This is a genomic window from Firmicutes bacterium HGW-Firmicutes-1 (assembly GCA_002841625.1).
Classification (GTDB): Bacteria; Bacillota; Clostridia; order Lachnospirales; family Vallitaleaceae; genus HGW-1.
In genome coordinates this window covers 183,567-195,292 of record PHAG01000010.1, presented here as the reverse complement: position 1 = coordinate 195,292, position 11,726 = coordinate 183,567, and the positions used below count along the sequence as shown (strand labels likewise).

Here is an 11,726-nt window from a genome sequence, read left to right as displayed (position 1 = left end):
GCATAGCTTATATATCCTGTAATACGTGTTCATCTTATTTAACTGCTTTAGGATAGGTACCATCTACACTCGGCATCGTACCATATCTTTTCATTCTCTCTAGATGTGGCTCTCTTGCTGGACAGAAAATATCTAGTCCCTTCATACCCGTAACCGTCTTGCCACCATGTGAGACTCCACCTGGAAAATAGGCAACCTCTCCAGCTCCAATGGTTACTTCTTTTCCATCAATAACAAACTCAACGGAACCTTCAAAAATCAATAAATACTGTTCACACTCATGATCATGAATGCCAAACTCTGTATTTGGAGGATTCTCAATGAAACTAAGCATACTATCTTTGCCTAATATAAATCGAGCTGTTAATTTTTCATCCTCTGAAACTGGTGTCAGTGGTAATTCTGATATTTTAAAAACATATTGTTTTTGGTTTTCTGACATAATAATCTCCTTTGCTGTTCCATCTCTTTAACGTTAAATGCTATTTCTATTACATTTAGTAGATTATGTATCTTGAGTTTATATTTTTTTCCTAGATTGCTCTAGACCATATAAAATGTGTTCTCGCATATTTCTTCTGGCAGAATCTTGTTCCCTATTTTCTATTGCATTCATGATTTTCTTATGTTGAATCAACACCATCTCGGCTGTTTCTGGTACATCTTTTGTTTTTGCATATCCTCCGATAATCCCATCATTAATAATAGGTACCACACGCTGTAAAATCGGATTATGGGTACTTTTCGCAATCTGATTATGAAACTCTATATCTGCTTCTGTATGATTCTCACCTTTGGTAATGGCTTCTTTAACCTTTTCATAAGCTATTCTGATATTTTTGATTTCTTCTTCTGTTGCTCTTACTGCCGCAAACTCTGCCATTTGAGGTTCTACAAGTAGCCTTACTTCAAAGAAATGACTTAGCAAATCCTTTTCTTCAATAAAATTAATCCCAAAGGGATCTTTGGATATTCCAAGGTTTTCAGATACAAAAGTCCCTCTACCTCTTCTAACTTCAACAACATTGGTAGATGCAAGTATTTTTATAGCCTCTCTTAATGTAGACCTGCTAATATTCAGCTCCTTAGTAAGGTCTAACTCATTTTGCAGCTGATCTCCTGGTTGCATGTTCTTTTCTATGATTGTATTACGAATACTTTCTGCTACTTTTTCTGATAAAATGGTTTTATCGTACACTTTAGTTCCTCCCATATAACCCAATTGCTTGTTTCGGGCTTGCATTTAATAATCTTACTATACCGAATTCTAGATTCTATGTCAAATGGTTGTAGGACATCATGCATCTATTAAACAGCAAGATTATGAACTAACAAAGCCCTTTTTATGACCTTTACCTACAAGCTAGATTATCTTGCTAACCAACCACCGTCAACTGCTAAGGTATAGCCATTCACGTAGTCTGAGCTTTTAGAAGCTAAAAATACAATCGGTCCCATAAGATCTTCAGGTAATCCCCATCTTTCAGCTGGTATGCGTCCTAAAATATCAGCACTTCTTTGTTCATCAGCTCGTAGTGCTGCTGTATTATCGGTTGCCATATAGCCTGGCGCGATGGCGTTCACATTAATATTATGTTTTGCCCATTCATTTGCCATCAGTTTTGTAATACCCATTACACCGCTTTTACTTGCTGTATAGGATGGTACTCTAACGCCACCTTGGAAAGAAAGCATAGAAGCGATATTGATAATCTTACCTCCTGTGCCTTGTGCAATGTATTGCTTTGCAACCGCTTGACTAAAGAAAAACACTGTTTTGAGATTAATATCCATTACATCATCCCAATCTTTTTCAGAAAATTCTAGCGCATCTTCTCTTCTAATAATCCCTGCATTATTTACTAGCAGATCAATATGTCCATATACATCTACTGCTTCTTTTACAATATCTGCAAGCTTATCTATTGACATTAAGTTCGCTTCTATATGATGAAATTTTTTACCAATTGCTTCAACTTTTTCTTTTGTTTCTGGCGCTGCTGTATAATCAACTCCTAATATATCTGCTCCTGCTTCGGCTAATGCGATAGCCATTCCTTGGCCTAATCCCCTGCTACAACCAGTTACAATAGCAACTTTACCTGTTAAGTTAAATTGTTCTAGTATCATAATGAACCTCCTACATGATTTCTTTTATGTTGACGTGATCCATATCAGTAAATGTTTTATTTTCTCCCACCATTCCCCAAATAAAGCTATAAGATGTGGAACCACAACCTGAATGTATAGACCAACTTGGAGAAATAATAGCTTCTTCATTTCTTACAACAATATGTCTTGTTTCATTAGGCTCTCCCATTAAATGAAAAACTACTCCATTCTCTGGAAGATCAAAATAGAAATATACCTCCATCCTTCTCTCATGGGTATGGCAAGGCATCGTATTCCAAACACAGCCTTTTTCTAGGGTAGTAAGCCCCATACTCAATTGGCAAGTATCTAAAACCTCTGGATGCAGATATTGAAAAATGATTCTTTTATTTGCACTTTCCATATCTCCCATTGGTACTTGTTTTGCTTTCGTGATATCAATATGAACCGTTGGATAAGTTCTATGAGCTGGTGCACTTAAAGTATAGAATTTTGCAGGAAACACTGCGTCCTCACTTTCGAAGATCACCTCTTTAACGCCCATTCCAATATAAAGTCCATCTCTTGCTTTTAATGGATAGATTTTTCCATCAATTGTAACGCTGCCATTACCGCCTACATTAATAATACCTAATTCTCTTCTTTCCAAGAAAAAGCTTGTTCCTAAGGATTTATTTACATCTAAATCTTGTTCTAAACGTAGTGCCTGATCACCTGGACAAATCCCCATTGTAATAATCCTATCAATGTGACTATAAGTCCTGCTAATTAGATTAGGGACAAATAATTCTTGAATAAGAAATTCTTCTCTTAACCTCTGGGTTGTGTAATGTTTTGCATCTTTTGAATTGGATGGTTCTCTAATAATCATATCAATTTCCTCCTAATTAATTTTAACGTTCTATGTGTTTAATCTTATTTGTAAAAGAAAGGAGCTGCTCAAGGGTAGGAAAGCCTTCACTATCGCCTCTAACGAGTGTAGCCATAGCGCCTACACCATTCGCATAATCACCACAGGTTACGATATCATTGCCTTTTAAATAACTGCTTAAAAACCCAGCAGCAAAACCATCACCTGCACCTACCGTATCTTCAATCTGATCTACTGTATATCCCTTAATCCAGGTTTTTATTGTACCATCTGATACAATACAGCCTTCTTTACCAAGCTTCAATGCAATTATTTTTGGTCCAAGTTCATGAAAACCTTCAATGATTGCATCTGTATAAGTCTCATCAAGGAGTAATTCTCCTTCGTCCTTACCTGGAAATAAAATATCCGCCAGACTGCATAATTTCAGAAGTGTTTCCTTTGCTTCCTTTATAGACCATAACTTAAGTCTGATATTCGGATCAAAGGATATGATCACCCCACTTGCTTTCGCTATCCTAATAGCCTCAAATACTGTTTCCCGTGCTGATTGTGAGATTGCGGGTGTAATCCCTGTTATATGCAAAATCTTTGCCTTTTGAATATACTCTGCATCTAAATCTGAAGCTTTTAAGTAGCTTGCTGCTGAATGCTTTCTGTAATAGTAAACATTAGGGTTCACATGCTCAAACAATTCCTTAAACAACAATCCTGTTTGATGATCTGAATCTTTTATCACTCTTGAGACATCGATGCCTTCGCCTCGTATCATAAATTCGATATAACGACCAAACTCATCATCACCTAACCGAGAAAACCAGCCAACCTGATGTCCTAATCGTGCCAAAGCAATTGCTACATTAGACTCCGCACCTGCTATAGATTTCATAAATTGATGTATATGCCTCAATGGTCCTTTAGAATCTGGGCTAAAGAGTACCATCGATTCACCAAAAGTAATTACTTCTAATTCTTTTTGTTCCACAAGAATCCTCCTAGATTGAGTTATCTCTGTACTCTACCTGAAGCATCACCCTTTATTAAGGTTTCAACTTCTTCAACCGTTACTAGATTAAAATCACCATGAATCGTGTGCTTAAGTGCTGAAGCACCTACTGCAAATTCAAGTGCATATCTGAAGTCTCCTGTTTTCACCAACCCATAAATTAACCCCCCTGCAAAAGAGTCACCGCCACCTACTCTATCTACAATTCTGATGTCATACTTTTTAGATTGATAAAATTCATCACCATTATAAATAAGTGCTGACCAGCCATTATCCGAAGCTGAATAGCTTTCTCTAAGGGTTGTCACAATATATTTAAAATTAAATTTCTCCATCATTTGTTTGAAAATACTTTTGTAGCCTTCAATCTCTAACTCGCCTTTGTTAACATCTGTTTCTCCTGGTTTAAAGCCTAAAACCTTCTGCGCATCTTCTTCATTTCCTATACAAACATCTACATATTGCATCAAATTGGTCATGATCGCTTTTGCTTCTTCTGATGTCCATAGCTTCTTCCTATAGTTTAAGTCAACACTGACTGTAACACCATGTTTTTTTGCAGCTTTTAATGCTTCTTCCGTAAGCTGTATTGCTTCTTTACTTAATGCAGGCGTAATGCCTGTAAAATGAAACCACTCCGCATCTTTAAAAATAGCATCAAAGTTAAATTCAGATGCTTTTGCTTCTGAAATCGAGGAATGGGCACGATCATAAACCACTGCAGACGCCCTCATAGAGGCACCATGTTCTAAGAAATAGATTCCTACACGTTCCCCGCCTCTTACAATATAATCAGTGCCTACGCCATACTTTCTTAAATGGTTAATCGCACTTTGACCAATGGGGTTCTTGGGAAGTTTAGTAACAAACTGTGCATTTAAACCATAGTTGGCTAAGGAAACTGCAACATTGGCTTCTCCTCCACCATATTCCGCTTCAAAGGTATCTGCTTGAACGAATCTTTGATGCTCTGGCGTAGATAGCCTTAACATGATTTCACCCATTGTAATAATCTTCTTCATATTGTTTCCTCCAAAATATATAATTATTTCAATCCTAATCTCGCCTCTTTAACCGCTTCAACAAATTTTCTTGCTGTTTCAGTTACGTTTTCATATTCGCCATTCTTTGCACCTTTGGTAAGTACACTACCTACCCCAACTGCTATAGCTCCTCTAGATATCCATTCCTTAACATTATCTAGGTCAACACCGCCTGTTGGCATGTAATTTCCCTGTGGCAAAGGTCCTTTGAAAGCACTTATGATAGATGGTCCAAAAGCTTCCGCTGGAAATACTTTACAGATATCAACACCAGCTTCTAATGCCATAACTACCTCACGGGGATTCATAACACCTGGCATCACTGGAATCGCATATCTATTACACATTTTCACCGTTTCTAGATCAAAATATGGACTCACAATATATTTTGCCCCTGCTAAAATACAAGCTCTCGCAGATTCAGGATCTAAAACCGTACCTGCACCAATAATTACAGCTTCATTTTTATATTCTTCTACCAATTCCTTTATAATGTCTATAGCACCTGGCACTGTTAATGTGATTTCTAGTGCTTTGATGCCCCCAGCTTTCACTGCTTCTATGATTTTCTTACCTTGTTCTCTCGATTCTGCACGAATTACAGCTACAACACCACTGTCAATGATTTCACTTATTATTTCATATTTCTTCATCCTAAAACCTCCTGAGGGATTGTCTGTTGTCTGATGTCTTATGATATAAATATACTCCCTCTGATTACTCTTCGTCAAGCAGTTTCTTAAACTTCTACGATATGCACAAGGAATTCAAAATAGATTTGTATATAACTACTAATCAACTTGCCTATAATACATAAGCACCCTCAAGAAAATAGGATGTTCCAATCCAAATACCCTTACTACAAAGAACAAAGCGCTTGTCAGCGCGTTACGTAATAATTTATGCTATCTAACGCTTTGTTCTATGCTTCGTGGAAAGTAGAACATTCCTAGTAAATAAAAAAAACATAGAGCTAACTCCATGCCTTATACCATCTCAAAAATCAAACACATTATATTTCAATTTTCCTTAAGCTCTTAAAAAACCCTTTAATTAATTCGCCGCATTCATCCTCTAACACACCATAAATTGTATCCACTTGGTGATTGAAGCGTTCTACATTAAGTATGTTGATAATTGTACCCGCACTTCCAGATTTAAAATTAGGCGCTCCAATGACTACTTTGGGTATTCTCGATTGAACAATTGCCCCTGCACACATTGGACAAGGTTCTAGCGTTACATAAAGGGTACATTCTTCCAGCCTCCAATCCCCAATAGCTAAAGAAGCTTCTTTAATTGCCATCATCTCTCCATGTGCGAATGGATCCTTATCCGTATTTCTTCTATTATAACCTCTTCCAATAATGACTCCCTGATTTACAACGATTGCTCCTATAGGCACTTCTTTCAGTTCATATGCTTTTTGAGCTTCATAAAGGGCTTCCTGCATAAAATATTCATCAGTCAAATTTGCACCTCTTTCATATATATTCAGAAGGATTGTTTTTAAAAGTTTATCTTATTATTTAACGCATAGTCATGCTATAATGAGATTATCATTTTTTCGAATAAAAATCAAGAAGACTTCTGGAGGCTGTCATGCAAATCAAAGGCTTAATAAAAACATCCTTAGTGGATTATCCTGAACAAATTGCATCGACAATATTTGTTGGTGGTTGTAATATGCGTTGTCCCTTTTGTCATAACCGTGACCTAGTATTAAATAACCTTTCAGATTTAATGTCGATAAATACCCTTTTGGATTTTTTAAAAACCAGGAAAAATACCCATGAAGCCGTTTGTATTACAGGTGGAGAGCCCACCCTCCACGCGGATTTATTAGACTTTCTAAAAGAAGTTAAAAATATTGGCTACAAAATAAAGCTAGATACAAATGGACTAATGCCTAACATAGTGGAAAGTGCATTTCAACGAAATCTACTGGATTATGTAGCCATGGATATTAAAAATTCCAAACTAAAATACCCGCTTACATCAGGAATTACGACTGAACAAGTAAATCGTATTGAAGTAACAATAAATTTGTTAAAGGAAAGCAACATATCCTATGAATTTAGGACAACTGTAGTAAAAGAGTTTCATACGCTTGAAGATTTAGAATTGATTGGTAAATGGTTAAGTGGTTCTAAAAAATATGTCTTGCAACAATATAAACCAAGTAACTACCAGTTAACTCCAGAAATATTTACTGCCTATTCAAATGAAGAATTAGAGGAAATAAAGGACATAATATCTCCATTTTTTTCCATGGTTGATATAAGGGCTTAAAAAACAGCAAAATTTGTACCGAATTACTGACTAAAACAATACCAAATCTTTACAAAATGTTAAAAAAGTATTACATTCAACATAAAACTCCAAGAAATATTCATTGTTAACATATTGTTCACATATTCTACACACTTTGTACACACTTTTGTTTTATGATATGTCAGTAAGAATTAGTTACCTCTTACATATTAAATACTCTCCCCCTCATCCTTTACAATAGCACCTAGCGTAAGCTACGGTGCTCCTTTTTTATTTAAAAACCCATCATTTACTATCTGAGTGAAATTCTACTACATGTTTTCGGTATTTTAGTGGTACAAATTGCTGCTGCAATTTCGGGTTTATACGTGATTCTATACCAATACTTTGAAAATACTTTTTCCAAAGTCCTTGAAATAAAAGCTCTTTTTCTCCATATATAATTTTTTCATTCAACTCAAAGTCTGTTATTACCCACTGTCCCTGATTTGAAATAATTGCTTTTCCCCTCTTAATGTCATGAATTATAAAACGTTCGTTTTTAAATCTATCTACAAAATGGTCGGATAATAACATTAAAATATCATTTTCTGGTTCAATTCGAGCATAGAGACAGTTACCAACATCTGAAAATCTAAGAATCCCCAAAAATCGATGACTTTCTCCCATTACCTTTTTACTAAGGCGCTTAACTGGATAGGTGACATCATGTGAATGCAATAAACAAATGGATTGTCCCATCTTAAAGGCTGTAATCAGATACTGTAGTAAATAACAATCTTTGTTGGGATTGTTAGATAAAAACGTATAAAAAACAGTCCAATAAACTTCCTCTGAAAGCTTTGCGAAAATACTATCATAAACCTTTCTCGCTTTTTCAGTATCCGTCTCAATGGCAATGACCTCATCAAAAAGACAGGGTGTATACATATTTACATCAAATATTCCTGAAGCCTTCTGTCCATAGTAATGTTGATATATACACGTTAAAAATCCATCAAATAAACCATCATGTAAATAGATCATATATATCACCTCATGCTCATAGAAAGGAAGGAAGTTTCCTTTGTTAGGTTAAACAAAGATAATTGTTCATAATTTGGCTTTGGATTCATAATTCTCTTAAGACCCTCAACTTCTAAATTCTTCTCGCCAAAATACTTTCCCCCGCAAACAATAAAATATCTTGCTCTCTTCATTACAATTCCCAACTTCTTCAGATCCTCATACTTTATCGGTGAAATCTTTCTTTGATGCACAATTCTTCGAGCAGATTGTACCCCTACCCCAGGAATTCTAAGTAACAATGCATAGTCAGCAAGATTAATCTCGATTGGGAATTTATCTAAATTCCGAAATGCCCAATTCATTTTTGGATCATAGTCTAAATCAAAATTCATTTCTTGTTCACTTAACAATTCATTTGCTTCAAATTTATAAAATCGCAATAACCAATCTGCTTGATATAGCCTATGTTCTCTCAGAAGTGGGGGGGCGGTTTGAATCGCTGGTAAGTTTGCTCCCGCATTGACAGGTACATATGCTGAATAATATACTCTTTTTAAACTAAAAGTTTTATATAAATTCTCTGCAGCAAATAAAATACTTCTATCACTATCCGCAGTAGCTCCCACAATCATTTGCGTTGATTGTCCAGCTGGTACGAATTTTGGCGCATATTTATATTTTCCACTTTCCTCTTTCACTTCATCTATTCCCTTTTTTATCTGTGCCATAGGTAAAAAAAGCTTCTTAGGACTCTTCTGGGGCGCTAGCAGCTTAAGACTTTCTTCCGTCGGAAGCTCAATATTAACACTCATACGGTCTGCAAGCTCACCGGCCTGTCGAATAAGCTCCGGATCAGCTCCTGGAATAGCTTTTACATGAATATACCCATAAAATCTTTCTCTATTCCTCAGTATTTTTAAAGTCTGAATAATCTTCTCCATAGTTGCATTTGGACTCACCTCAATAGCCGAACTCAAAAAGAGTCCCTCTATATAATTTCTTCTATAAAACTCAATTACCAAAGTAGCAATCTCTTCCGCCGTAAAACTAACTCTTTTAATATCATTACTCGATCTGTTTGCACAGTAAGCGCAATCAAAAATACAATCATTTGTTAATAGTGTCTTTAGCAACGAAACACATCTGCCATCCGCTGCCCAAGTATGACAAATACCCGCTGCCGTAGAATTACCAATGCCTCCCTTATTCCTTTTCTCAATACCACTAGAGGCACACGATACGTCATACTTAGCCGACTCAGTTAACACAGTAAGCTTCTCCATAATGCTAGTATCTAACACCCCAACCACCTCCTTATATACTATATCCCCATTATACCAAACATTTGTTCCTATTGCAAACATTTGTTCCTATATAATGTCTCCTAAATTCCACCCCCTTATCCAAAACCTTCTTCGTATGCAAGAAGATAAATTAAAGTCAATGTTACAAAACCTCCGCATTCGCTATGGTTTCGTAACCGAATGCGATCTTCGCTTGCACATCGGTTAAACTATATCAAAAAAGGAACATCGTAAAGATGCTCCTTTCAGGTTGTTGACATTTTAATTATTTATCAATTACGAAACAGAGACAAAAGCATTTTTTCTTCTAGATGAATACAAAAGGCAGTAAGTGTTCATTTTTCGTCAGACCGGCCGAAGGGTAAGGCCAGAAAAATGAACACTTACTGCCAAGAATTAGTACACACCTATCAGAAAAAATGCTTTTGTCGACAACCAAAAAAAGAACACCTTTAACGATGCTCCCTTTTAACAAATTAACTTTTATCCCAATATTTCTTCCAACACCTGTAACAAGGCTCTTTCATCAAAATCATTTTCTACGCTTTTTGTCTCATATTGTCTACTGTCAGAAAAATCGAAAACAACGCTGCTGCCAAATTCAGTATTTTGACCACTACTCTCAGCACATTCTTGACTCTTTGTATCCTCAATATTAATTTTTTGTAAAAACAAATTGCCTTCATCATCTTTTTCAGCCTCATCAAATAGTTCAAGTTCATTTTCTAAATAATTGCATAGATTCACCTTAAAAATATCTCTTTGTGCGTTGATCCCTAGGATAGTCCTAAATACCATTAAAATCGTTCCAAGCAAAAGCCCTTCAATACTTAAAAAGAATATATGTAACATGCGGTCGTAGAGATTAACCTGCGGAAGTGCAACTAAAATAACTGTAAATGTTAATCCTAGTAATGCTGCGAAATACACCGCACTAATCGTAAAATCTTCAAAGGCATATAATGGTATGTTACATAGTTTAATTTCATAGTATTCTTTTTCTACAAATACCTTAATACGTTCGACTCGATCTTTCAAGTAACCATGACGATAATCTCTTTCGATAATGAGCAGATTCTTGTCTTGACCTTTATTTTTCATGGTCGCAAACATTTTATCATACTTCTTCTTAACAACATAGTTACAAAAAATTCCAATCACAAATATAAATAGTATAATGGTACCAACAACACCATTAATTATTTCTGTCATTCTAATTCCTCCCCTTCAACAATATATAGGGCTATTATACACCTTAAGCCTTGTTCTATTTTGTTGAGATAGGGAAGTAAATGATAAATTATTTTTACATAATATCGACCATTTTCTCTATCATTTTACACGAATTAGCAGCTGCTAGTTGCGTAAATTGGGAAAAGTTTACTTCTGCTGAGTCATCAGCCTTATCTGAAATAGACCTTATAATTACAAACGGTATTTTGTTGACATAGCAAGCATGCGCAATGGCTGCACCTTCCATTTCAGTACAAAAACCACTGAATTCTTTTATAAGCTCTTTTTTCTTTTCAGGATCTGATATAAATTGATCACCGCTAACAATTCTCTTTGTGAAAATGTTTGTATTAACACTTAGTACCTCACTGGCTTTTTCCGCAATATGAACTAGCCTCTTGTCTGCTTTGAATACACTTTCTTCCATTCTAGGAATAACACCTTTTTCATACCCAAATCCCGTTGCATCCATGTCGTGTTGAATTGCATCCACCGAAATGACAATATCACCAATATTCAACTCATCACTTAGTGCTCCTGCAACTCCTGTATTAATAACCGAATCTATATGAAAACAATCTATCAATAATTGTGTACAAATGGCAGCATTTACCTTACCTATTCCTGCCTTGACTAAAACAATTTCTTTACCATGGAGAGTACCAACATAGAATTCTAAAGAAGCAATACTTCTAACATCAGTCACCTTCAGTTTCTCACGTAACGCCAAAACTTCTTCTTCCATCGCACCTATAATTCCAATCTTTCCCATATCTTACTCCTCCTTATTACAATACTATTTCTATATGTATATTATAACAGATATCTATAAAATAACAATCCTATTATAGCCTGCCTCAAACCTGTAACAATAT

Annotated in this window: 13 protein-coding genes; 1 reads left to right on the top strand and 12 read right to left on the bottom strand. The window is 35.6% G+C overall.

Annotation, left to right across the window (positions count from 1 at the left end):
• Positions 1-34: 34 nt before the first annotated feature.
• From CVU84_13730 to CVU84_13695, 8 genes are all read right to left on the bottom strand, one after another.
• Entirely contained in the window at positions 35-442 is a 408-nt protein-coding gene (locus CVU84_13730; protein PKM93962.1) for a hypothetical protein, read from the bottom strand.
• 78 nt (positions 443-520) lie between these two features.
• On the bottom strand, positions 521-1,243 hold the full coding sequence (locus tag CVU84_13725) for a FadR family transcriptional regulator (GenBank protein ID PKM93961.1): 723 nt from the start codon (positions 1,241-1,243) through the stop codon (positions 521-523).
• A gap of 125 nt (positions 1,244-1,368) precedes the next feature.
• On the bottom strand, positions 1,369-2,130 hold the full coding sequence (gene kduD, locus CVU84_13720; protein ID PKM93960.1) for a 2-deoxy-D-gluconate 3-dehydrogenase: 762 nt from the start codon (positions 2,128-2,130) through the stop codon (positions 1,369-1,371).
• A gap of 10 nt (positions 2,131-2,140) precedes the next feature.
• Complete coding sequence (locus tag CVU84_13715; protein PKM93959.1) at positions 2,141-2,983, bottom strand: 5-dehydro-4-deoxy-D-glucuronate isomerase; 843 nt, start codon at positions 2,981-2,983, stop codon at positions 2,141-2,143.
• Positions 2,984-3,005: 22 nt separating this feature from the next.
• Positions 3,006-3,926 carry a sugar kinase gene (locus tag CVU84_13710; protein PKM93999.1) on the bottom strand — a complete coding sequence of 307 codons (921 nt, stop codon included), beginning with the start codon at positions 3,924-3,926 and terminating at the stop codon, positions 3,006-3,008.
• A 62-nt stretch (positions 3,927-3,988) separates the two neighbouring features.
• The gene (locus CVU84_13705) at positions 3,989-5,011 is read right to left on the bottom strand and encodes a 2-dehydro-3-deoxygluconokinase (GenBank protein PKM93958.1); all 1,023 of its coding nucleotides are present in this window, start codon (positions 5,009-5,011) and stop codon (positions 3,989-3,991) included.
• A gap of 23 nt (positions 5,012-5,034) precedes the next feature.
• Positions 5,035-5,685 (bottom strand): bifunctional 2-keto-4-hydroxyglutarate aldolase/2-keto-3-deoxy-6-phosphogluconate aldolase, encoded by a 651-nt coding sequence (locus tag CVU84_13700; GenBank protein ID PKM93957.1) that lies wholly within the window; start codon positions 5,683-5,685, stop codon positions 5,035-5,037.
• Between the two features lie 359 nt (positions 5,686-6,044).
• A complete protein-coding gene (locus CVU84_13695) occupies positions 6,045-6,485 on the bottom strand; it encodes a tRNA-specific adenosine deaminase (protein PKM93998.1) in 441 nt (146 codons plus the stop codon).
• Positions 6,486-6,634: 149 nt separating this feature from the next.
• Between CVU84_13695 and CVU84_13690 the strand changes: the two genes are divergently transcribed.
• The gene (locus CVU84_13690; protein PKM93956.1) at positions 6,635-7,324 is read left to right on the top strand and encodes an anaerobic ribonucleoside-triphosphate reductase activating protein; all 690 of its coding nucleotides are present in this window, start codon (positions 6,635-6,637) and stop codon (positions 7,322-7,324) included.
• A gap of 267 nt (positions 7,325-7,591) precedes the next feature.
• Here the strand turns inward: CVU84_13690 and CVU84_13685 are convergent, their stop codons facing one another.
• From CVU84_13685 to CVU84_13670, 4 genes are all read right to left on the bottom strand, one after another.
• Entirely contained in the window at positions 7,592-8,332 is a 741-nt protein-coding gene (locus CVU84_13685; GenBank protein ID PKM93955.1) for a hypothetical protein, read from the bottom strand.
• Positions 8,333-8,337: 5 nt separating this feature from the next.
• A complete protein-coding gene (locus CVU84_13680) occupies positions 8,338-9,597 on the bottom strand; it encodes a putative DNA modification/repair radical SAM protein (GenBank protein ID PKM93997.1) in 1,260 nt (419 codons plus the stop codon).
• 504 nt (positions 9,598-10,101) lie between these two features.
• Positions 10,102-10,830: a hypothetical protein gene (locus CVU84_13675; GenBank protein PKM93954.1), complete on the bottom strand. Its 729-nt coding sequence runs from the start codon at positions 10,828-10,830 to the stop codon at positions 10,102-10,104.
• Positions 10,831-10,924: 94 nt separating this feature from the next.
• Positions 10,925-11,623, bottom strand: coding sequence for a 5'-methylthioadenosine/adenosylhomocysteine nucleosidase (locus CVU84_13670; GenBank protein PKM93953.1), 699 nt, complete (start codon positions 11,621-11,623; stop codon positions 10,925-10,927).
• Positions 11,624-11,726: the final 103 nt, after the last annotated feature.